The 23,234-nt window shown below is 43.3% G+C and carries 18 protein-coding genes; 15 read left to right on the forward strand and 3 right to left on the reverse strand.

Annotation, left to right across the window (positions count from 1 at the left end; genetic code table 11):
* Positions 1–847: 847 nt before the first annotated feature.
* Together KNP94_RS14230 and KNP94_RS14235 are read right to left on the reverse strand one after the other, a co-directional pair.
* The gene (locus KNP94_RS14230) at positions 848–1,426 is read right to left on the reverse strand and encodes a PBECR4 domain-containing protein (RefSeq protein ID WP_215115872.1); all 579 of its coding nucleotides are present in this window, start codon (positions 1,424–1,426) and stop codon (positions 848–850) included.
* 374 nt (positions 1,427–1,800) lie between these two features.
* Positions 1,801–2,112 carry a YolD-like family protein gene (locus KNP94_RS14235; protein WP_215115873.1) on the reverse strand — a complete coding sequence of 104 codons (312 nt, stop codon included), beginning with the start codon at positions 2,110–2,112 and terminating at the stop codon, positions 1,801–1,803.
* Positions 2,113–4,430: 2,318 nt separating this feature from the next.
* Here KNP94_RS14235 and KNP94_RS14240 point away from each other — a divergent pair.
* A complete protein-coding gene (locus KNP94_RS14240; protein WP_215115874.1) occupies positions 4,431–4,763 on the forward strand; it encodes a hypothetical protein in 333 nt (110 codons plus the stop codon).
* A complete protein-coding gene (locus tag KNP94_RS14245; protein WP_215115875.1) occupies positions 4,760–5,026 on the forward strand; it encodes a hypothetical protein in 267 nt (88 codons plus the stop codon). The genes KNP94_RS14240 and KNP94_RS14245 overlap by 4 nt, the downstream gene beginning before the upstream one ends.
* 353 nt (positions 5,027–5,379) lie before the next feature.
* On the opposite strand, the gene KNP94_RS14250 is transcribed toward KNP94_RS14245, so the two are convergent.
* Positions 5,380–6,531 (reverse strand): hypothetical protein, encoded by a 1,152-nt coding sequence (locus tag KNP94_RS14250; protein ID WP_215115876.1) that lies wholly within the window; start codon positions 6,529–6,531, stop codon positions 5,380–5,382.
* 1,095 nt (positions 6,532–7,626) lie between these two features.
* Between KNP94_RS14250 and KNP94_RS14255 the strand changes: the two genes are divergently transcribed.
* The 13 genes from KNP94_RS14255 to KNP94_RS14315 all read left to right on the forward strand — a co-directional run bounded on the left by KNP94_RS14255 (position 7,627) and on the right by KNP94_RS14315 (position 23,234).
* Positions 7,627–11,142: a tetratricopeptide repeat protein gene (locus tag KNP94_RS14255; RefSeq protein ID WP_215115877.1), complete on the forward strand. Its 3,516-nt coding sequence runs from the start codon at positions 7,627–7,629 to the stop codon at positions 11,140–11,142.
* 608 nt (positions 11,143–11,750) lie between these two features.
* Positions 11,751–12,239 carry a helix-turn-helix domain-containing protein gene (locus tag KNP94_RS14260; RefSeq protein ID WP_215115878.1) on the forward strand — a complete coding sequence of 163 codons (489 nt, stop codon included), beginning with the start codon at positions 11,751–11,753 and terminating at the stop codon, positions 12,237–12,239.
* Between the two features lie 350 nt (positions 12,240–12,589).
* The gene (locus KNP94_RS14265) at positions 12,590–12,778 is read left to right on the forward strand and encodes a hypothetical protein (protein WP_050678811.1); all 189 of its coding nucleotides are present in this window, start codon (positions 12,590–12,592) and stop codon (positions 12,776–12,778) included.
* A 14-nt stretch (positions 12,779–12,792) separates the two neighbouring features.
* Positions 12,793–13,017, forward strand: coding sequence for a hypothetical protein (locus tag KNP94_RS14270; protein WP_050678812.1), 225 nt, complete (start codon positions 12,793–12,795; stop codon positions 13,015–13,017).
* Between the two features lie 92 nt (positions 13,018–13,109).
* A complete protein-coding gene (locus tag KNP94_RS14275) occupies positions 13,110–14,201 on the forward strand; it encodes a hypothetical protein (RefSeq protein ID WP_215115879.1) in 1,092 nt (363 codons plus the stop codon).
* Positions 14,202–14,223: 22 nt separating this feature from the next.
* Positions 14,224–16,593: a VirD4-like conjugal transfer protein, CD1115 family gene (locus KNP94_RS14280; protein ID WP_215115880.1), complete on the forward strand. Its 2,370-nt coding sequence runs from the start codon at positions 14,224–14,226 to the stop codon at positions 16,591–16,593.
* A gap of 12 nt (positions 16,594–16,605) precedes the next feature.
* On the forward strand, positions 16,606–16,848 hold the full coding sequence (locus tag KNP94_RS14285; RefSeq protein ID WP_215115881.1) for a hypothetical protein: 243 nt from the start codon (positions 16,606–16,608) through the stop codon (positions 16,846–16,848).
* A gap of 28 nt (positions 16,849–16,876) precedes the next feature.
* A complete protein-coding gene (locus KNP94_RS14290; RefSeq protein ID WP_050678815.1) occupies positions 16,877–17,293 on the forward strand; it encodes a hypothetical protein in 417 nt (138 codons plus the stop codon).
* Between the two features lie 26 nt (positions 17,294–17,319).
* Complete coding sequence (locus KNP94_RS14295) at positions 17,320–19,221, forward strand: pLS20_p028 family conjugation system transmembrane protein (protein WP_215115882.1); 1,902 nt, start codon at positions 17,320–17,322, stop codon at positions 19,219–19,221.
* A gap of 4 nt (positions 19,222–19,225) precedes the next feature.
* Complete coding sequence (locus tag KNP94_RS14300; protein ID WP_215115883.1) at positions 19,226–19,537, forward strand: DUF5592 family protein; 312 nt, start codon at positions 19,226–19,228, stop codon at positions 19,535–19,537.
* Positions 19,538–19,541: 4 nt separating this feature from the next.
* The gene (locus tag KNP94_RS14305; RefSeq protein WP_215115884.1) at positions 19,542–20,177 is read left to right on the forward strand and encodes a hypothetical protein; all 636 of its coding nucleotides are present in this window, start codon (positions 19,542–19,544) and stop codon (positions 20,175–20,177) included.
* Between the two features lie 7 nt (positions 20,178–20,184).
* The gene (locus tag KNP94_RS14310; protein WP_215115885.1) at positions 20,185–22,128 is read left to right on the forward strand and encodes a VirB4 family type IV secretion system protein; all 1,944 of its coding nucleotides are present in this window, start codon (positions 20,185–20,187) and stop codon (positions 22,126–22,128) included.
* Entirely contained in the window at positions 22,128–23,234 is a 1,107-nt protein-coding gene (locus KNP94_RS14315) for a lysozyme family protein (RefSeq protein WP_251132677.1), read from the forward strand. Before KNP94_RS14310 ends, KNP94_RS14315 begins: the two co-directional genes overlap by 1 nt.

Raw genomic sequence — 23,234 nt, forward strand, 5'->3', positions numbered from 1 at the left:
TCAGGAGGGCGAGATAGGGTGACTTCATTCCCTCAGCTACTATTCCCGTCCTGATGTATTTATTGTCTCATAATTTATAGATTTCTTCTTTTATTGAGATGGATGTATAGTATAGACATGACTGATCCTTTGGATAAACGAGGCAGACGTATAGGGGAGGGGATATACAGATGACCTTTCCTTCTCAAGAAAAGAAGGGGTCTCTCGCCTGCTTCTGAAGTGATTGAACTTACGAACTAGAGATGTAATAATGTCAAGATTTCTTTTGCTCTAAAAAAGTTTCCAGCTTCTTGTCTTGTATCCTCTTGTTCTATATCTTCCTAGCGTATGTGTTTTGATTATCCTTTTTAATGCCATCGATATGTGTAAGGTGCTATTGACAGTAGTAAGATATTGAAGGAATCCGTCTATCTATATGCGACGAACTTATTGTCAATCGACACCGACTAAGGCATGCCTAGATTCGTTCATGGACGTGATTCACGACGGTCTTCAAGACCTCTGAACAAAATCATTTAACCGGAAAATCAGGGCTAAGAATCACTGAATCTAAGGCTGAATGGGGAGAAGATGTATTGTCATCCTCTTTTCATTTATGTATGGTTAGTCAAATTTGTGTCAGACCGTCTTCCATCCATATGCGGGAGAAAGAATTCGCCGATATTTGGTAAAATGACGATGATTATTCCGTTCAAAGACATCTGCATAATGTTCAGACGTAAGATTTGTCGTTCAACTTTTATAATTGGATAGTTCCCACTTCACAATAACAGAGGCACAATGTATTTGATAGTATCGCTCCATCGTTAAGTAAAAGGACGTCATGACGACGTCCCTCATTGCGTGTCTATTGATCGAGCACCGAGTTTTGATCATAGATTGTAACTCCTTTGATCGGTGCCTGTTTCCGGTTCGCATATCGAGGATAGTTGCTATCATCCTCGACAAACGTCACGGGTACGTAAAAATCAGATGTCTTTTCTTTCACGATACCAATGTAAATGTATCGACCAAGCGCTTCATCATAAATGAAGAACTTAATGTTGCGCATGTCACCCTGAGCAGTACCTTCACCGCACTTCCCGTTCTCCAGCAACTCCGGTAAGAGCTGGAAGCACTGGATCCGCATCCATCGTTTACGAAATTCTTGCGGGTTCATTTCTTCGAGCATCTCCATCGTGAAGCTGCCATCGAGCATGCTGCGGTACAAGTTCTCCGCTCGATACTTCTTATCTTTCGACTTGATGATGTGTTGCAGACCAAGCAGATGCTTCAGATGACCTTCGTCGAACTTGATGCGAATCGGCGTGCCTTTATGTGCCACGTCGAGATGCAAGATTTTTTTAACGAGCATATCGCGGAACATCTGCGTCAGCTCTTGCAATGTGACGTCCGTTTTGAACGTCGAATATTTATCATTAGTCATGATCAATGACCTCAATTCATTTAAATTCTACGCAAAAAGAGTGACTCCGCATCAGCAGAGTCACTCCCGAGAATTAAACGTAAGGTACGACTGGACAATCACCAGCCGGGATGGTCCTCAGTATGTTTTATCAGCGCGTTAGACGTGCTGCCCCTGGGCGGGTCCGGATAGTACCTGTATCCTTCTACAAGTATATTACCCCGAATACGAACATCAAAACAAGCGAATTCGCTCATTTTCTGTCCATTTTCGACAATTTTCTGTCTAAATCGGACGTTTTCGTGTCGTATTCGCTTTCGACGAATCCGCGCGTTGTGCGGAAATCACCGTGCGTGACGGACATATACTCAGAATACTTTCGATACTCCGATCATCTAATCGAACCTTACTTTTTCTTCTTGGTAGTTAGTCTTGCGTAGCGTGATGGTATCCGTCTTGTAGTCGAGTTTCTCAACATAGGCATCGAATTTGAATTCGATTCCGTTGTGATGCGCGACGATCCGGAGGAGCCCTCTATTAAAGATGGCATCATTCAACACATTCTCAATTTGTGGATCTAATCGCTCGTCGTAATTCGGGACATCCAATTGATGTACTTCCCGGTAATACTGTTTGAGTATCGTCTTGTGTTCAAGCGTGAGAAACGGTATCCATTTTAAGTTGCCGCGGTCGACGTATCGCGTCATTATGAATCACTCCTCTGGGTTTTGAAAAAAGGAACTTACGTTCCTATTTCATGCCCTGGATTCATGATCCGCAATCTCGCTCTTCACAACGGGTACCTCGTCGGGAATGGCGTCAGCACTGCGTTACCTTGTACTTACATTATGAAGGATTAAAAAAGTGAAAGCTAATGACTAGAACGTTTTCAAGAGACTGCTAACAAGGCTCTGCATACGGTTTGATGCTCCCAGCGTCACATTTTATTGATTTTTTCGTTTTTTGCGTCTGTTCCGAACGAACTTCGTTCGAATAGGATGACTCGGACCATTTGATCAGGATGGTCCGAGTGTTGCGTATCGGCGTTTCGCCGCTACACCGTAACATATAGTAAAAGATACGATTTTTTAAGTGAGTTCACCTTATATTTAAGCATGAGGGGTGAGCTCGGTTGTCGCAAGATCTACTTTGAAAGTAGATCTTGCGGTGATTCGACGGATGGCCGATCCAGACGTTTCACCTCTGTAACGAATGATGTGTTCATTTCAGACGACATGAAGCAAATTGCCTGAAACAGTGTTGTACTACTTCGATTTCAAAACGTACTGCTTATCCGACAAAAAGGTCTCACATTTCAGACAGCGGATGACGACGTCATGCCATCCTTAAATTCTGAAAAAATCACTCCAGTTGGAACATGTTTTTTATTGTACTACATACAATAATTTTGTGGATGTCGGACAATGTCTTGCGAATAGATAACGGAATGCATCAAATGGCGGAATTACGTCCTCTTATGTTCAAAAAAAGACATCTTTCAACGGTCATCGTACGGACGAATTGATCCGTCTCGAAGTAAAACAAATACTCCAACCAAGTCGAGTTAACGCAATCCATTAACCGTTCCCCTGAAGAATCCATCATGTGTACATCATAGATTGAATTATGACAGGTTCGCGACCGGAGTTCGACTCATTGATGAACGACGTCGAGTAAAGAAGAGGTGATCCGCATTGCGTTTCGTTGGTATTGCTGACATCATCGAAAAAACGAAGTAACCGGCTTGACCGAACATCCTCAACACGAGTTATCGCTTGCCGTGTGCCCTTCATGACTCTTATTGTGTCACAGGGTCTAAAATTCAGCTCGAACATTCTGTTTTGGCGCCGAGATCAAAAACGATGAATTCGTTGGTATGGCAAGGAAATATGGTATCCGAATTGGAACAAGTACTTGGCTTTCCAGTTCGTCTTATCTATGAGTTCTTTACCTGGAATCCGTTGTTGTTTAACCCGTTTACTTCATATATCACCATATAAAAGAAACCCAAAAAATCAGTATCATGATGTGGAAGAATCCGCTACCGGTCAGCTGAACCGATGGCGCCTCCACAAGAAACATTTAGAGCATATATGAGAACTGTGACCGCGAACGGCTCGAAATGCGATTCACAGTGTAAGAGTTGTATGATTGTGACGAAATCGAAGAATCTCCCGATTTGTAGCAAAGTGGTTCTGCGGCTTTAACGAACCCATTTAGCGGTATTCGTTGCTTGTTCGTCAGCCGGTCAGGTGCGAATTGTGTTTCGAAACGTATGCAGATGCTGGACTGGGAACTCGAAACAAAAGGCCGCCGCGTGACCAAAATGGCTTGTCACCCCCGATACTACCTCATCGAAACCATTAGAAGTTTCAAAGTCAATATACTTCGCAAACTTTATGAAAATTCCGCTCAGACGTTCGAGCAGTTGGGAAAAGGTGTCTGGTGATTTCCCAAAAGAGCACTCCCTTTTCTCCCTGTATTCTATACATCGCCACCCTGAAAAAATTCCTCTTATATGATATCTATTTTTGGGAAAATGAGCAGATGCAACGGGAGCGTCGACTTTTTTGAAGCATGCTCTCCTCGTGTACGTCATTGTGTCATGATATTCGAAAAAGCGCTACTTCATTAGGAGAGATGCCGAAAAATGAAACGTTGATATTACTAGAGAAATTGATGCCGATGCTGAACGATTTAAACGGCGAGCGTGTTTCTCCCCCTACACCCGTACTTGCGAAAAACGCGATAAAAAGGACATTCGTTGACGAAATAATGTATTGGGAGCGATATCTTTTGTTCGATGCCCGATTTTTCGTCGTACGTCCCTTGGTGTTCGCGACACTCGGATAGACTTTGTGACCGTTCCGTGATTCGTCTCGTTAACTGTGATTGGAAATGTGAATCACACTAAAAGGAGGAAGCATCATGAACAACACGAAGCACAGCAATTGTCTGCTCGAAGCACTCAAGGCAAAGCTCCACTCCCGCGGCAAAGGAAGCGGTCGAGAAAATCCGCGCCGACATGATCGAATCACTCCGCAGTTTTCCGGCACTCGTTCGCAGCCCGATTCAACATGAGGACTTTGTCTCCTACAAGATGATGATCTACCAGCTGAACTCGTCCGAGGAGACGGAGATCGAGGAAATCGGCAAGGTCGTTGGTTACAACCTGTTCATCAATCATTTCGTCGTCTATTTCGGACCGGACAATTTGACGAGTCTCGTCCATCCGAACGAGCTGACCTTATATGAAGGAAACGAGGTATCCGATGAGATGGCCGGCTTCGCGTTCGCCGATCGATACGACATGATGTTCAAGATCTATACGCCACATTACGCCGAGGTGCATGCATGAAAACCGTCCATCACCCGAGCGTGTTGCCGTTGCGTGGCAAATGTGTCAAGACCAGAAAGTGGAGATACGGTGCCTTCATCACGTCGAACACGGTCATCGACGATGAACATCCGCGTGTCTTCTTATCAGACGTCGATCGCCATCTCGAGATCATTCCCGAGGAGGCAATTCGGAATTTTACGGCCGTCTCTCTATTGGACAGCTTATTGGTCGCCATGTCGATTAATACCTCCAGTTTAAATGTCAGTGAGTGTGTTGTATAGGAAGGATCGAAGATCGTTTTCCCCCAACGCTCATAGAGACGTGACCACTCACGGACCAGGTTACGCGCTATTCCGAATTCTTTCGCCACACCTCGGTATCCATCTCGTCCCGTCAGATAACGCTCAGCAACCTGGACTTTCAACGACTTTGTATATTTGACCATAAAAAACACCCCATAAAAATTGGATTTTTATGTCCAACTTTTATGGGGCAGTTCATAATCGGAGGGCGTTTCCTCTTATTTCTTTTTTCGTCCTTTTCATCTCGCAATGTTTCGTAGGTTGCAACGAGCTTCTCCAGGTCTTTCTTGCTGACAGTGATCGTCACGTTCCAATCGGTACTGATCGCCAGGTCATCCTTCAATCGATCCAACGCTTCCATCGGTCGTCACTTCAGTATCTGCAATCTCTCCATTCGTAAGTGGTTTGTCCCTTAACGCCTCGATTACGTACTGGCAAAGTAAGAGTTTTCTCGTACGAAAGTGGGGCGTATCGGAAGGTTCATGGACAACGGTTATGTTATTTGAACAAGTGACCCTGAATTCCTTCACACGTTTTGCCTCATCAAATCGATTCATGTGTTCCGAAACTTCTTCTGTGTACTCGACCCGCACCAATAGCTCAGGATTGTTGGTTTTCCAATTCTCTTCTTTCAACATACTTCGTTCTAGGAAGAACTGATGACTCAAGACTCGGAAGATTTCCGGCAAGCGGATCCATGCATCTTCTTCTTTGTCCAGATAACCTATATGAGTCGCTTGGGTTGAGAGCGGTCTTTGTATTGCACGTTTTTCTTTAGGTCCAGGTTCTTCCGCTAGCTTCCCATGATTGTCTATACACATCAGTAACAGGCCATCTCGTCTGCTCGGATTGTGCGTGATTATCTTGCTAGTTAAAGAATACCTTGGGAATCCCCTATGGTGCGAATTGTAAAAGCTTTCGTCCAGTGTAGAGAAATCGGCGTCCTCATCTGATTCGAATTTCAAGTTGTGATAGTCACGTGCATTTAAAAGTTGGAAGCTAAAGGCGACGTTCGTTGCCGTACCCATCCCTTTGTTCACTAAAAGAAAACTGCTCGGATTGTGCCTTGCGTTCAAGTCTTCCGTCGTATGAAATTTTGCATTATAGGAAAGTGGACCAAACAACGGGACATAAAAGTCCCTTTTTTTCAAAGTCAAAAAAGAACCTTTTTCCACTCGGTACCTTAAGATGTTCGCCTCGGCTTCTGTTTTGGCGATTTCTAAAGCGTCGCGCGCTACCACAACAGACTCTTCGGCCGATGTAGCAGATCGCTGAGAATCTTCTCGTGCGGACTTCGCCGTGCTCAAGGACTGCAAACTGACATAAATACCGACCGAAACAAATAAAACGGTCCCGCTCCCGAAAATAAGCTCGAAGTTTGACGGGAACATATAAAGAAGCATTGCTGTCGCAATGATGATAATAATACTGAGAACGACAATGGAAATGTTGAATGAGTTGTTCATGTTTTGATCTTTTTCCAAATAAGACACCTCTGTTTTTTTACTAATCATACCAAACGACCGAAAATTCCCATAAAAAAGATGACGGGTGCCATCGTTTCATTTTTTCTCTAATTTAATTACTGCCTTCTCTTAATTTGAATTTCCGTACTTACTTCCATCCCACTCGTTCGTACATGATGAGATCGTACCCATGTTTTCTTAATGCGTCGTTACGAAGATCCCCATCGTCATAGCAAGTCTAACGTAGAACAACGTCTTTACAATCTTCGGCGAAATCTCCGTACTCAACGACCAGGTGATAAACATCTCTTCGCGTTGTAGATTACTCATAATATTTTTATTCTAATCGACGACCTTCTTAATTCCATCGATTGAATCAACCACGAGCCGTACCACCTTCGTTCAAAACGACACGTCTTCCCCCGTTTTATCTCTATCGGACTATTCAATCATCTTACCCCAAATCTTTCAAGTCACTCTCCGACTTAAATCCGTCATCCAAATCAACCCTCTCTCCCCTAAATAAGACAATGACACCCATAATCGCCCTACATATTCTATAATTATGGTCTTTTTTTATATCGTGTATATTCTATTACGTACTTTGGACATATTTTTAAAATGTATCTAAAAACACTTGACAAGAAGGTCTCCTTAAATAAAAAGAAGCACCTCGCGAAGGCTTCCATCTTATGCAATCACCTCGCGAACAATGCGCTGAAGGTTTGCCTATAACCGGGTTCGTCTCTGTACGTATGTACCAGAGCAATCAATAAGTCGTAGGTCTGAGTGTTGGAAAAACATCCTGGGACACCAGATCAACTTCAGTGATTATAAATTACGTATCTTCAAGTCACTGAGTTACCTATCATAAATTACTAAAGTGATTTTATAATTTCAAAAATAATAAGACTTCAGATTAACTTATTAATATTTTTTAATCAACTAAAAGATTAGTGTTGTTCAAGTATCTTATTTTTAGTTGAAGAAAATTCTATAAATTAAGTACTCAAGATGTAACTTATAGGTGTGATAAAATCATAGATGTAGCACTATCTATGGTTTTATTTTTAAATTAGCTTTAACGATAATATAGCGAGCAGGTGACTTTTGATGGGAACAATTGAGTTGAGTACTTTAATAAAAATGTTTGGAAGTAGGTTTTTTTCTTTCATGTTACCTAAAGTAAAAAATTCAAAATATTTTCGAGATTTACAAGAAAAGTGGAGAAGAGATAATTATGCTGAAAAAACAACAATGATGTTTAAAGCTGCTGTTGACGATGCGAAATCTTCGATTGAATTACCTGATGAGTTAGTGTTTCGATTATTAGATGATCCAATTAATAGAGAAGAAGTATTCCGATGGATCCTAAAGAATACATCTGATGATTTTGACGAAAAAAATCTAAATTTCGAACCCTATATAGAGAATTTTCCTAGATATCAGGATTTAATAAAGCCTTTTTTTGAGGTTATATTTTTAAGTTTATATGACTATAAAGAAAAACATTGGGACCCAGAGTTTTTGGAAATAATCAACAAAATTGACGGTTTAGAAGAAAAACTTGAAACAATAAATTTTACTCAAAAAATGACACTAGACGTTACAAAAGAAAATAATTTACTTTTACAAGAAATTTTAACACCGGTCGAATTTAGTGACTTGAATGACTTAATGAAATTAGGAAAAGTAGTTTCTACACGGGAAAAAGCTCTTGAAAGACTAAAAAAGCCTAATTTAAAACGCAGCGAGATTATGCAGTTAAATTTAATAATAGCAAATACTTATATTGAAAGTAGAAATAATGAATATGCTGTAGAGTATTTATATACCGCAATTACAAATTGCGATAGTGAACCTAAACGAAATAGACTAAAAGCTGTAATATATTTATTTCAAAAAAACTTCGAACAGGCTAATAAATTTATTAAAGAAGCTATTAAAGTTGATGGATTTTCTAATGAAAGTTTAAATATACAAATCAATATATTTATTGAACAAGGTAAAATAAATGAAGCACATCAATTGTTAGTAAATAATCCAAAAGTCGAATTTAATTTGTTGAGAGCTAACGTACTGCTTAATTTAAATAATTTTGATGAAACTATTGAAATGGCTAATAAGATGTTAAAAACAGATCCACTAAATGTCGAGTGGTTGATTACTAAAGCTGAGGCATTTATTTTGAAATTTGAATATGATATAGAATCTAACAACATTTTTAATTCCGAAAAAAATATAAATATTGTTATGCCTATACTCGAAAAAATTGAAAGTGAAAATAGTGCTATTACAGATAGAGTAAAAGAATTAAAAGCGAGCTTGTTATTCAGAAATTCTCAATATTCAGAGGCTAAAGTCCTTTTAGAGGAAATTTTTAAATCAAAAAAGAATTTTTCAAGTACTCTTTTTAATAATCTTCTATTAAATTGCTTATACAGTAATGACTGGGGAAAAGCAATCAATTTGTTACAAGAAAAACAGTTAACAGAAGAGCTTTCACAATTTGATATTCTTACATTAGCTGATGTTTACATTCGAACAGGAAAAGGAGAAAAAGCTATAGAACTTTTAGAAGCTAATGAGCCTTCTTTTTATGAAAAAATAAAATTTCCTTATAATTATTATTTTTCTTATATCAATGCTCTTATTTCACTTTTAAAACATCAAGAAATTAAATCTTTATTTAAAGATTTAGAGGAAAAAGAAATTAGTACTGAATCATTAAATATATTAAAGGGATTTTATTCGTATAAAAATCATGAGTGGGATAATGTAGTAAAATACATGGAACCTACTATTGAGAGATTAGAAAAAGATGAGTTGTTAGAATGTCAAAATTGTTTAACTACCGCTTATATCAATTTAGGTACCAAAGAAAATCTAGTTAAATTGAAAAAAATAATTTTAAGCATTACTCATTGGGTCCAATTTGAATTCTTATCCGATAGATATGTAGAAGCATTATATAAATTAGGGGAATATAAATCAATTATTGAACTTGAAAAAAAAATATCTTCCAAGTCAATATTTTTCTTAAATATTGTAGCTTTAATTTATTATAGAACTCATTGGTATGAGACTGCACAAAAGCGTTACTTATCCTTATATCAACGTTCAGGATCTTTAGATCATTTATTACGCTATGCAAATTGTTTGTATCGCTCAGGAGATATTAATGAGTGTGTAGAGATACTATTTTCGGCAGAATTAAAAGTTAAAAAATCTGGTGAGATTGAAGATTATCAGTTATTAAGCTCAGCTTTTTTCGATGCTAAAGAATATCGAAAATCAATGGAATTTGCCTTTTTAGCCTTTTTGTATGAAAACGACAATCCGGAAATTTGGAAATTCTTTTTTATAAGAATGACTGAGCTAATTGAACTAGTTGATAATCCGGAAAAAGAGTGGATGGATGAATATAAAAATGTTACTAGTAACTTTCAAAAGAAATTTCCTAATGAACAGTCGTTTTTTAAATCATTTACATTATCAGAAGAAGGTACATTACCTGATGAATTATTGGCAGAAGTATTAAAAAGCGATGATTTAATTTCGCATATAAAAACCACACTTACAAAACAAAGATTTCCTATTAGTGTTATTGTTAATTTAATGAATAAAGGACCTTTTGAAAGTTGGGGGCATGTAGTAAACGAAAATAGTACTTATTTATGGATAACTGATGGTACTGTCAATCATTTAAAGAAAGGGACTGCAACCGCATTGTTTTCTGGTGATATCTTATGTGATTTTACTACTTTACTTACTCTGCAAAATCTAAGTTTACTTGAGACTTTAAATGAAAATTTCCATTTATTTATACATCAGCAACAATTTGATTTAGCTTTTCAGGAGTATACAAAAAACAAAACTTATTTAGAAAAAGGCTTAAAATTATTATCTCGTAACAACGAAGGATTAAAACTAATTGAATACACATCTGATCAGATAAAAGATACTTTAAAATATCAAGAACAGTTAATGAATTGGATTAAAAATAACTGTACATTTATAGGAAATGAAATTGATGATCATTACAATGAAAATCTTTTAAGCGATAATTTAAACTTCTTAAATAATCCGCTTAAAATATGTAAAGAAAAAAATCTAACTATGCTAGTTGATAGCTTGCTTACACAAGAATACGCTGAACAAGAGTTTGGATTAAACTGTTTTTCTTCATTAGATTTTGTTAATTTTCTCTCGATAACCAATAAAATTGATAATGAAAGAAAAAACGAATATCTGGGGAAATTTTTAATGATGGGCTACGCTTTTATTCCTGTTAAAGCAGAAGTACTTATTCATTTTTTGAACAAAAATGATTTTGAAATATCTCAAGAAATCTCTACTCTTTTTAATTACTTTAAATTAGATGGAATTAATGAAAATTATTTAAATAAATTATTTGGAGAACTACTGTACGAGGTTTGGATTATTAAAGACATATCTACTCCAAAAAAGCACACTTTGACAAAATTTATTATTGACTCACTAAAAAACAAAGACATAAATTGTTTACAAAAATTAATATATCAAAGTAAATCTTACTTTGATAATACTTCTGAAAAACAATGGGTAAAAATGAAAGAATTTATTTTACATTTTATAAAAGAAGAGTAACTAAATAAGATATGATATTTAATTTCATAAGACCAATAACTACAAGTTTTCACTTTATAAATCCAATATTTGAATGAAAAATGTTAAACTAAAAATCTGTACCAAAAAAACATTTACAGATTAGGTATGGTTTTTAACTGGATTCAGGTCATTCAGTAGTTTTTGTTACAATACTATGATTTAAGTAGTAGTACCCTCATTTGATTGATTTTTTCCACTAATGATCTAATTAAGTTAAAATAGAAAATCATCAATTATGATAATAATCGATTTGTTTTTGAATTAAATGAATCTTTAATCAATCTTGCATGCTATTCCTCAGGCATTATGAGTGAACACTCATAATGCCTTTTCGTATGTGTGATGAAAAATCATAATTAATACATTTTCTTACTTAGACTATTTTACAATTTCAATACATAACCACTATATCTTATATCTTTTTATAATAGCGACCTTGATGTAGTTAAAGTCGTCATTATTCGACATATGTAATAAAGTTGACATATTAAAATATAAGTTGAATTAACAGAATAATCTGCTATATTCTAACTATCACCAGGAAGACATTGTCATATAGTGTTTATCTAAGGAAAGGAGCATATACTATGTACCTATTCGGAGAATGGCTACGACGTGAACGTCTAGAGCATGGTTGGAGTCAAGTAGAGTTGGCTGAAAAGACAGATGGAGAAATCTCACAGGCGGCAATCAGCGCCTATGAGCGGAATCGTTCACTTCCTTCCATCCTCGATGTCCAAATCCTTGCGACAGCCTGTGAACAGACGCTTGGATCCATCCCTTGGGATGAGTTCGACTTGAGGACGGAAAAGAAACGAAATTGGTCGAACCTGAAGCAAGAACGCTTCGATTTGGCTGAACTTCCGCTTGCGGATTCCGTTCGCACGTTTGACGGTAAGATCTATCAACTACATGGTCGTATTGCCATCGAACAAGAGAGTAAGGAGACGAGAGAAATTTCGCAACTCTATTACCGTATTCGGACCGTTGTTGGAGAAAATCAAGTCATCGCAAAACGGAAGCATCCGGATGACGAATTAATTCATGTCTCACGCCGTAAACTCGTTCATCAGTAAACCATCTATGATTACGTATTTACTTATGAAATAACATGAAGCAATGATAAAAGAAATTAATGACCGTAGCAGCATATCGCTAAGGACAGTCCTTCCAAACACATATTGGCGTGTCCCTCACGAGTGACCGGGTGAGCGGGATATACGCAGAAATGGTTTGGCGAGAGTCGCCTAAAACTCGCCCACAGGTCACGCATTCGTTGAGGGTCATCGAGAAACCCTAAACAGACGTCCAATATCGGATGTCAGAGTTCGTGGGGGAACGTGCTCCAAACCCACCGCCCTGATCGACTCCGACTGTCCTTAAGGATGTGCTGCTGCGCATCGACCTCAAGGAAGGAGTGTACGTTATGCCGACACGTGAACAGAAGCAGAACAAGACCTTTGCCGAGAAGTTGCTCCGGATCCAAGGGAAAGACTATGAGGAGTGGCTCGACACCCAGCATCAACTCGTCATCCAAGAGAACCAGGAACTGATCTTAGAAGCACTCGACTCGAAACTGAACTTCACATCGCCTGCATCCGCGTCACGGGATTGAGAGGAGGAAAACAAATGGGGTTGAATGAAACAGGACTCAGCTTACTCCAGTTCTTTCAAGGACTCGCTGTCATCGCGGCAGCCATCGCCTTCGCAGTTGGAGGCTTCTACTTCATCTTCGGGGGAGATCGTGGGCGCTCGAAAGCCGTCGGTTGGCTCGTCGGTGGTGCCGTCGGTCTGATCATCGTCATGGGTGCCTTTACATTGGCGGAGATGGTCAACGACAATATCAAATTCTAATTGAACAAGTGATTGCACAGACCGTCATTCCAAATTGGATGGCTTTTTTTATTGCCCTCGTTACGATGTCTCGCTTCAAAGGAGGAGAATGTATGCTCTTCGTCCGTTTCACAGATGTACCGAAAGATAGCTTTCCGAACTATGAGCGTCTCCCATATGAGGAGGCGCTTTTATTATCGACACAAGTCCATCAGGAAGCCCAGCAAGCGAACGAACGCTTCGCGAGTGAGTTCCGGATCTTCGATGATACCGACCAGCTTGTCTATAAAGGATCGTTTCAGTTCGGTGATCTGATCTATCCCAATCTTTACTTGCAGCTGAAGGATCGGATCCCGTGTATTCGGATTCGAAAGGAGGATGCGACGAAGAAGATCCTATTACTCGAAAACCTAGAACGTTTGACACCGGAATCCTACAAAACGATGACGGCGTCAGCGATTCAGCAACAGCCGAATGCGACACACGTCTCTCGCTTACGTCGCGGACAACGTCGTCTCGTCTACGGTGTCAGTGGTGTAAGTCTCTTGCTCCTCGGTGCATTGTCCGTTGTCCAACTCGTGCAGTCGGATCCACCGAGCGGCGTCCAAGCGGAAGCATCCGATTGGCAACCGCTCTATGAAGCCGCGTTAACGGGAGAAACGGATTCCCTCGTCGAGCGCCTAGAAAAACAAAAGTCGCTGAATGACGAACAACAGCAATTTCTGATTACACAGTATGTCGAAGAACAGGACTACAAACAAGCGGTCTCCGTGACGAAGGATCCAATCGATGTCGAGATGATCATCATGCAGTCGAAACGATTCGCGACCAATCGTCAGGATACGCTACAAGCCTTCCAAGCCGTTTATCCGACGGACGAAGGAACGTTCGACCTTGCTATCTTGCAGAAAGACTATAAACGTGTCGTCTCGCTTACGGGCGTCGAGATGACGACAGCCCGTCAAGAAGCCAAAACACGCGCTTACATCGCATTGAAAGATGTGACGAAGGCTCAAGAAAGCGTCAAGACGGTCCAAGACGAGAAGCTGAAGGAGCAAGTGGCAACACTCGTCCAGTTGGATGACGAGATTCAAGGACTCGAGGATCAAAAGCGCCAGTTATCAGAGAAGAAAAATAAGAAAGAACTTGAAAAGCTCAATGCGTCGCTCGAAGCGAAGCAACGACAAGTATCTTCACTTCTTTAATGAAAGTGTGGTGATTGAAATAATGTTGAACTTCTCACTTCGTTCTCTCGTTACCTCCGCTTGGCTGTGGCGATGTCTTGCCTTTTTGATTGTTTTACCGACTGGGTTGTTCTTAGTACTCAACGTCGCATTTCAGCTCCTGCAACAGACGCTCCAAAATCTATTCCAGGACGGGAAGTTGACGACCGGCTCTCCGCTTCAGTACGAATCGAGTTGGTGGACGACACTCGCTTGGTCGACCTCCCTCGCTTTCGTAATCTTTGGTGTCTGCTTCCTCCTTGGTGGCTTTCTCTTATTAAAGTATTGGCTCAACTTCCGCGATCTCAAAGCAGCACAAAAAGGAAGTGCCCGCTTCACGACGTTCCAAGAGCTGAAACAGCAGTATCGCGATGTTCCGGACCGTAAGGAGACCTATAGCGGATCTGGTGGTGTCCCGGTCGGTCGTTATCGTGATCGGCTTTACATCGATGATAGTGCCGTCAACAATCTCGTCATCGGGACGACTCGTTCCGGGAAAGGTGAAACGTTCGTCTTCTCGACGATCGATCTCTACAGCCGTGCCAAACGCCAAGCGAGCTTGATTATCAATGATCCAAAAGGTGAACTGTTCGCTGCCTCTAAAGAGACACTCGAAGCACGCGGCTATCAAGTCGAAGTCCTCAATTTGATGAACCCGTCGCAATCAATGTCCTATAACCTGCTGCAGCTGACGATCGACGCTTATTTGGACGAGAACTACTCCCTTGCCCAACAGTATGCCCGTTCGGTCGCCTACATGCTTTACCATGATCCGAAGGCAAAGGATCCGTTCTGGAGCAACTCTTCGACGGACCTCTGCACCGCCCTGATTCTCGGATTATGCGAACAAGCCAAACATGAACCGGAGAAGATCACGATGTATAACGTCGCTTTGATGTTGTCCGATCTCGGCTCACGGACGATCATCGATGAAATGGGACAGGAACAATCGGCACTCGATGCCTTCTTCGCATCGTTTCCGGAGAATCATCCGGCACGTATGCAGTACGCGACGCTTCATTTCTCCGGTGGGCAGACGCGCGCGAGCATCCTCGCTAATACCAACGCCAAGCTCGGGATTTTTACGCTTGATGCGACGGCACGTTTGACGGCACAGAACTCACTTGATATGAAACTGATCGGTTTTAACCGTTGGATTCGCGGACGTGCCCTTCCCTTGTCACGGTTGACGTTCTCCTTCCCAAGTGGGAAACAACTCGCCTTGACGGCGGACGACGACGGGAGTTTTGTACTCCATCACGAAGAAATCCTCGAAGTGGATACTGATATCACCGTAGAAAGTGAAGGACAGCAGTACACCGTGTCACTCTCAGGTTGGAGAGACGAGACGGACGGTCTCTTCGACTGGACGACGGATGCTCCAATCGACATCCGGGAAATTCGACAGCATCCGTGCCCCGTCGCCGTGTTCCTAATCGTTCCGGATTACGATCCGACGCTAAACGTCATCGCCTCACTGTACGTCAAACAAGTCTATACCTCGCTCGCTCGCGTCGCCTCGCAAGCAACGAGCGGACGTTGTGAACGTCAGGTTATCTTCCTGCTCGACGAATTTGGGAACATGCCAGCGATTGAAGGGATGGCGAACATCATCACCGTCTGTCTCGGACGGAACATCCGCTTCAATCTCGTCATCCAGTCCTACGCACAACTCGAGAACCTATACGGGGAGGATTGGAAGACGATCGACGGGAACTGCGGAAACACGCACTACCTACTGACAGCAGATGAGTCGACGGCAGAATTGATTTCGAAGAAGCTCGGGGAGCAAACGATCGTCACAAAGTCCCGTTCCGGACAGACGTTCTCGTTCTCGAAGTCGAAAACGGAGAGTGTAGATGGTCGCCGCTTGCTGACGGCAACCGAAGTGATGGGACTGAAGGAAGGCGAGATGTTGATTATCCGTGTCATCAAGCGGCAAGACAAACAACAGAAACGAATCCAGTCCTATCCTCTCTTTTTGACCGGACGGACGGCGATGAAATACCGCTATGAATACTTGGTGGATGACTTTAACACGGATCGTTCCATCAACGATCTCGTCATTCCCTGCGCTCATGCCCATCTCGACCTGAATACGCTTCGTGTCCCGTTCCATCTCGGCGCCTCAGTTGCATCGAAAACGGTTGAGACGGAGGAGGAGATACTTGACGCAACAGAATGGCGCGTCTGCGATGTCCTGCAGCCAAAAATCCTACGTTCGATCTTCGAGACGACAGAATACGATACGTTACCGATTGATCTGTTCGAACAAGGCATCCTAGATAAGACAATTCCTGTGACCGACAACCAGCGCCATTTCTTGAAGACGATCATCAGCAAACGACTCGAGAAACTTCGTCATGGCGTCTAAGGAGGGCATCAAATGACAGAACTGACACGCACGGAACGCGTCCAGCGTGAACTCCGCGTCATCGCAACTATCATCAAGGAGAATAAAAAGCGTCTCCGCCGCGGTGAAGTCTTGAATATCCAGACCCGGGACGGCTTTCTCGTTATATTTGAGGAAGAAGACCCAGACTCAGGCGACCGAAAAACTGTTACGCTTATAGACACATTCGATTTCCGAGTCCACGTCAGTAATAGCGATTTAACGGATCCGGAATAGGTGTCATAAACGGAAAAGGGGTGGAGGCATGCAAGCGAAACGAGTACTCTCCGGACTATTGATTTCCTCTGCGTTACTTTTGGTCGGTTGTAGTGAAAATAGTGAAGCAAAGTCCCTTAAACAAGTTTCTGTAAAAGAAATTGATCAACTAAAAGATAGTGATCAAAGCAATTTCTTACTTGTTGATAGCGACAGTAAAGCAGAATTTGAGCCTTATGTAGATAAAGTGAAGGATATCGCTGAGAAAGAAGATGTACAAGTAAACTTGTTTAATCCTTTTCAACCTAACGGAAAAGATTTAGAAAATCGTGCTACAGATGAACATGGAGAATTAAAGGGTGGTCGTCTGTACAAACTAGAGAATGGTAAATTAGTTCGTTCTCTTGACCTTACTACGTTAGATGACAAGGCAATCGAAGATGAAGTCACCTCTTTTATTAATTAAAAGCAGACAGAGAAGGGAGGACCATCATGGCTAATGGAGATCTAGCATCCAAACTGGAGGAATTTCAAGACTTATTGAGCATCAGTGATTTAGTGAGAGATGCGCTTCGTTCTATTGGTTGGCTTCTCGTTAGAGGTCTCTCCTTCATCATCGATGGTCTTGAACAGATTACAAACGACATCCTCCTCATAAAATCATTCTTTAATAATCCTCAAGTGGTTGAATTCGTTCAGACGATTCAACCTTTTTTATATGTCATTTTAGCCGGGAGCTTTTTATTCACCGGTTACTTGATGATTTTTCAGAAAAAATTTGATCGAGAAGGGTTTCTCATCAATCTGTTTATCACTTTGTTAGTTTTAGGGTTATTATCTCCGACAATGATAAAGACAAGTGAGTTCACAGACAAAGCCATTACAAGCATCAATCAAGATGGAGTATATGAAAATCGGGATCATACTCTATCACAATCAGTGCTCCAAAAAAATGTACATGATTTAGTCGAATATGATAAAACTGCTTTCAAAGATACAAAAATTAAAATTCCAAACTCTATTCCAGCAAGCCAAATCAAGAATATAGACATTAATGATGTATTTGATAGCGATGAGTATCGATTGAGTAAAGAAGGTGAAGATATTTCTCAGAACAAACTTGCTTGGAATGGGAAAGAAATGACCGAAACCGAGTTAGACCAGAGCGGTGTTGAATGGAACAACCAGTACTACTATCGCTATCATCCGAACTGGCTGACGATCTTTGTCACGCTTGGCGTGATGGGCTTCACCCTTTTCTCGATTGCCTACAAGCTAGCTCGACTTTCGTTCGAGTTGGCTTTTAATTATGTTCTAGCGATTTTAGTCGCCCCTGCTGACCTACACAGCGGACAAAAGACGAAGAAGGTCATTCAAAGCATCCTGAATACATTCCTCGTCATTATCTTGATTTTCGTCTCGATCAAGCTCTACACGATTGGGACGGCTTATCTTGCTGATACACTCGATGGACTTGCCTATTTGATCGCATTGATTGCTTTCTCTGCTGCCTTGATTGATGGACCGAACATGGTCGAACGCCTCTTCGGGATCGATGCGGGTCTGAAACGCGGGTGGGGTGTCGCACTTGGTGCGTATGCTGTCGGGAAAGGTACGGCAAAAGTCGGAGCTCGTGTCGCTGGACAGACGATGAAGAGGACATCACGCTCTACTCCATCCGCCTCAGAAGCTGCCAGTACAAAGTTACCAACGAATCCTCCATCAGGTGGTGGCACACCGACGGGGCGTCCGGATCGTTCGTCCGATAGTGTGCCAATACGTTCGCAAGCACCAGAGCGCACTTCACGATCAACCGGACAAGAGAACCAACGCATTGAATCAATTGATTTATCGACGCACGACACGAGTTCGGAGAGTCCGACTGCAACAACATCAAAAGAGTCCATGCCACGTCGTTCGGACGATGTCTCACCACAATCACCTGCGACTACTCCGCCATCATCGCAAACGTCTGTTGCACAATCGAAGGTACCCGATAGATCGATGAAGGAACAACCACCTACTTCACCTGATGCATTCAATAGCTCTGAACCAATTGTCGCATCACAGCCTACTTCATCGTCGGAACAATCAACTGGATCACGTGCACCTAATCCATCTTCTATTCACTCAGAATCAACAGCTGACATAACATCTGAAGAGGCAGCACCTATTGCACCCTCTTCTAGCGCGAGCAATTCTTCACCTTCTATCACTGAGTCGCAAGAGACATCATCCGGAACACAGCGGCAACGAAAGTCGATCTATCAGACACTGGAGACGACGACACAAAAAGAACTCAAGAATGTCGAACAAACGCAGACACGTGTGACGTCAGAATTGTCCCGTATGTACTCGACGGATGTCCCGCGGCTAGACCCGAAAAAGGAGTGAGAACATGCAACAGCGCCAGTACCGAATTCCAAACGAAGTCACGACCGAATTGAAGATCAATAAGATGCTTTACCTCTATGATTTACTCTTTCTCGTCGCTCTGATCATTGTCCGGTTGATTGCCCTGCCGTTCATCCCGGACGTCTTGCATCTTCCGTTTACGTTCTTCCTCGTCGCATTCGGACTCTTCCTCGTCATCCGACCGACGACGAATCCAGAGAAACGGATGATTCACGTGCTCTATTACGCGCTGATGAAGAAGAAAGACACGTATATCGCATTGACAGACAGTAAGGACGGAACGAAAGGAGCGTGATGGCATGAGTTTATCGGAAGAGAAACGATCTAAAACAGTTCCGACGACAGACATTACTTGGCTCGATGAGATGCAATTGACGACATCTTCAACACGAAAGGAAAAACGCGTCCGGATCCCACCATCCGTCGCCTCGCTATTACCGATTGTCGATTCGACAGTATTCGACATGTTCGAGATGCAGGACGGGACGTTCTGCGATATCATCCAACTGACTTCAAAGGATATCTACGGGTTGTCCGAGACGGAGAAGGATCATGACATCTTCTCCCTCGCCTATCTGTTACAGGCGTACATCCATCCGTTGAAGGTGATCCCACTTAATACACCACTCAATCTGGAGAAACAAAAACAACGCATCGAACGACAGCTGCGGCAGAATCAAAACGCCGCCTACCGCCCGTTCCTGCAAAAGAAGAAACAAGAACTGATCTACCTTGAGGAGCATCGCACCAATCGCGATTATCTCCTCTTTTTTTATGCACCGGATGAGGCAATGTTGCGGGAACGGAAACACCAATTGATGAAACTGCTTCGACGCAGCAACCCGATGGTCGATCTGACACTCGAACAGAAGATCCATGTGTTATTCCAGCTACACAACCCGAATACGAAACCGACTCAGGACGGAAAGGAGTGATGGTCCCATGTGGCGCACACGTTTTCTACGGAAGCAAGACCCGGAGACGATCAAACGACAGAATGGCTACAATCCGACGTTCGTCCAAACCATCCAACCGCAAGGCGGAATTCGCTTCGAGCCGAACTATGTCCGGACCGGCGACGGTTATCTCGCTTGCCTCCATGTCTATAAGTATCAATCGACCGTCTACGACTTCTGGCTCGAACCGATCCTCAACCTCCCTGGCGTCCTGACGACGCTCGACATCGGAACGGCGGACAAACGGGAGATGATCCGGACCATCAATAAGTCGATGGCTGAACAGAATACGCGCTTCGAGAATGCGAAGGATAATGTCGACCGGATTGATGCGCGGGAGACTTACAAAGAACTAAACGAACTCTACGAACAGATTACGCAAGGGGAGACGATGAAGTACTTGCATCTCCGGCTCTACGTCAAAGCAAAGACACTCGACACACTCGAACGCCAAGTCCAGGACGTGATGGAAGAACTGGAGGCACGGAACTTCCGCGCAACCGTCTTCCTGAATGAACAGGAATGGGAGTGGCAGAGTCTCTTCCTCAGCTACGAGCAACAGCAAAAACTACCGAACCGACGTCGCGGCAAAGAGATTCCGTCTCTCTCAATCGCAGGTGGTTATCCGTTTCATTTCACGTCGCTACAGGATCCAACGGGGACCTACTACGGGACGACGGACACGAACGGGAGCGTCATCTTCGACTTGTTCCATAAGGACAAGCAACGGAAGTTTTACAACGCGTTGATGATCGGCAAGATGGGCTCCGGGAAATCGACCTTACTCAAGAAGACGGTCCTCGATCAAGCCATCAAAGGGAATCATGTTCGTATCTTGGACGTGACTGGCGAATTCTCCGACCTCGTCCGACAGCTCGGTGGGAAGGAGATCGCACTTGACGGTTCCGCTGGTCGGATCAATCCACTCCATGTCTATAAGACAGTGACGCACGCTGATGGCTCGGCAGACGAAGCGCTCTCGTTCATGCAACACCTGTCGAAGATTGCGGTCTTCTATCACTACATCAATCCGGCAGCCACGCAAGAAGAAGCGAACGAGTTCGAGATTCTGCTCCGGCAACTCTACCTCGAGAAAGGGCTCTGGAACGAAGACGGTGACGCACCAATCACGACGCATCCGGCGAATACCTACCCCGTCTTCTCCGACTTCTTAGCGCTCGTCCGTTCCGAATTGTATGCGGACGCTACGCGGACGACCATCCGTGAGCGCATCAGTACGAACCGTATCCGTCGTCTTGAGAACATCGAGCTCGCGATCACGAACCTCGTCCACAACTACGGCAATATCTTCGACGGGCACTCTTCGATTGAACGATTCGATGAAGAAGCGATCGTCTCGTTTCCGCTACGCAACCTAACCAATCTGAAAGATGAAATCTTTCAGGCACAGGTCTTCAACCTGATGAACATGCTCTGGGACGGGATGATTCTCAACGGTGCCGGACAACTCCGCAGCTACAACCAGGGCGAGTTATTAATCGAAGATGCCTTCAAATATCTGATTGTCATCGATGAGGCACATCATCTAATCAATACGCGCGATATCGCCCAACCGGCGATCCTGTACCTGCAACAGTTCATGCGCGAAGCACGGAAATACTTCGGTGGTATCTTCTTCGCTTCCCATTTAATTACCGACTTTGTCCCGACCGGCTCGAAGTCGGAGAACGCGGAAAACGTCAAAACTCTGTTCCAGCTGACGCAGTATAAGTTCATCGGCGAACAGGATGCCGAGAGCATCCCGACGATCCAGACCGTCTTCGACGGACAGTTGACCGAGAGTGAGACGCGGTTGATCCCGTCGCTCGAGACGGGACGGATCGTCCTCAGTATCTCTGGTGTGAAGACGTTGATCTTCGATGTCGATGTCTCACCCGAGGAGCTGACCTTGTTCGGAGGTGGTGCCTGATGTGGAGTACGGTCCGGCAGTCGGCACGTGTCGCCGTCCGGATGAAATGGCGACTCCTGACCTTGAAGTATCGTCTGATCGCTCTCGGAATCGCGCTCCTGCTCCTCCTGCTGATCATCATCGTCGCAGGCATTCTCGATACGTTGACCGGGATCGAGAACGATCAGGCGACGGAGACACCGATCGCTTACTCGGATGCGAGTCTGCAAGTCAGTGATGATGTCTTACAATACCGTGAAGCGATTGCGCGCGAATTAAAGAAGGAGCAACTTGAGGGACAGACGAACGTCGTTCTTGCATTGATGATGCAGGAAAGCGGCGGACGCGGAAACGATCCGATGCAAGCGAGTGAATCGAAGTGCGGACGGATTGGTTGCATCACTTCTCCCGACGAGAGCATTCGTTACGGCGTGAAGCACTTCGCATCTGTCTTCCGGCAAGCGAACGAAGACGTCAAGTTGACGCTCCAGAGTTACAACTTCGGCGGAGGCTTCATCGATTACGTCCAAGGGAACGGTGGACGCTATACGAAACAACTCGCGATTTCTTTTTCACAGATGATGTATCAACGCGTCAAGAAGAGCGGCATCTATCAGTGCCATCGCCCAAGCGCAATCGAGCATCAAGCCTGCTATGGCGATATCGAATATGTCGATGCCGTCCTTCGTTATCTGACACCGACCGTACTAGCGGAAGGCAAAACAGGACCGATTAAAGGAAAGCTCCATGCTCCGCTCGACATCCCGCTACAGATGACATCGGGATTCGGATCACGGATTGTTTTTGGAAAGACGGACGCCCATACGGGCATCGATTTCAGCTGTCGCGATACCGATACCGTCCACGCCGTCCGTTCCGGTACCGTCACCTATAGTGGTCTACGCGGACCGTATGGGCAGCTGATTCAAATCAAACAAGGCGACTGGATCACCGCTTACGCCCACCTTTCTGCACGCCAGGTTAAGGCGGGGCAAAAGATCGAAGCCGGGCAGGCGATCGGGATGTGCGGTTCGACCGGACGTTCGACGGGCAATCATCTGCACATCGAATTCAAGACGAGTGATTGGTCCGGACACATTGATCCGGCACCACTGTTTTCGCTATAA

The organism is Exiguobacterium sp. s80 (assembly GCF_018618725.1).
Lineage (GTDB): Bacteria > Bacillota > Bacilli > Exiguobacteriales > Exiguobacteriaceae > Exiguobacterium_A > Exiguobacterium_A oxidotolerans.

Excerpts from the sequence above, each read along its gene's own strand:
- KNP94_RS14275 (WP_215115879.1), top strand. The coding sequence starts at position 13,110 with ATGCTCTTCGTCCGTTTCACAGATGTACCGAAAGATAGCTTTCCGAAC.
- KNP94_RS14285 (WP_215115881.1), top strand. The coding sequence starts at position 16,606 with ATGACAGAACTGACACGCACGGAACGCGTCCAGCGTGAACTCCGCGTC.
- KNP94_RS14255 (WP_215115877.1), top strand. The coding sequence starts at position 7,627 with ATGGGAACAATTGAGTTGAGTACTTTAATAAAAATGTTTGGAAGTAGG.
- KNP94_RS14305 (WP_215115884.1), top strand. The coding sequence starts at position 19,542 with ATGAGTTTATCGGAAGAGAAACGATCTAAAACAGTTCCGACGACAGAC.
- KNP94_RS14280 (WP_215115880.1), top strand. The coding sequence starts at position 14,224 with ATGTTGAACTTCTCACTTCGTTCTCTCGTTACCTCCGCTTGGCTGTGG.
- KNP94_RS14235 (WP_215115873.1), bottom strand. The coding sequence starts at position 2,112 with ATGACGCGATACGTCGACCGCGGCAACTTAAAATGGATACCGTTTCTC.
- KNP94_RS14260 (WP_215115878.1), top strand. The coding sequence starts at position 11,751 with ATGTACCTATTCGGAGAATGGCTACGACGTGAACGTCTAGAGCATGGT.
- KNP94_RS14290 (WP_050678815.1), top strand. The coding sequence starts at position 16,877 with ATGCAAGCGAAACGAGTACTCTCCGGACTATTGATTTCCTCTGCGTTA.
- KNP94_RS14295 (WP_215115882.1), top strand. The coding sequence starts at position 17,320 with ATGGCTAATGGAGATCTAGCATCCAAACTGGAGGAATTTCAAGACTTA.
- KNP94_RS14230 (WP_215115872.1), bottom strand. The coding sequence starts at position 1,426 with ATGACTAATGATAAATATTCGACGTTCAAAACGGACGTCACATTGCAA.
- KNP94_RS14240 (WP_215115874.1), top strand. The coding sequence starts at position 4,431 with ATGATCGAATCACTCCGCAGTTTTCCGGCACTCGTTCGCAGCCCGATT.
- KNP94_RS14265 (WP_050678811.1), top strand. The coding sequence starts at position 12,590 with ATGCCGACACGTGAACAGAAGCAGAACAAGACCTTTGCCGAGAAGTTG.
- KNP94_RS14310 (WP_215115885.1), top strand. The coding sequence starts at position 20,185 with ATGTGGCGCACACGTTTTCTACGGAAGCAAGACCCGGAGACGATCAAA.
- KNP94_RS14300 (WP_215115883.1), top strand. The coding sequence starts at position 19,226 with ATGCAACAGCGCCAGTACCGAATTCCAAACGAAGTCACGACCGAATTG.
- KNP94_RS14245 (WP_215115875.1), top strand. The coding sequence starts at position 4,760 with ATGAAAACCGTCCATCACCCGAGCGTGTTGCCGTTGCGTGGCAAATGT.
- KNP94_RS14315 (WP_251132677.1), top strand. The coding sequence starts at position 22,128 with ATGTGGAGTACGGTCCGGCAGTCGGCACGTGTCGCCGTCCGGATGAAA.
- KNP94_RS14270 (WP_050678812.1), top strand. The coding sequence starts at position 12,793 with ATGGGGTTGAATGAAACAGGACTCAGCTTACTCCAGTTCTTTCAAGGA.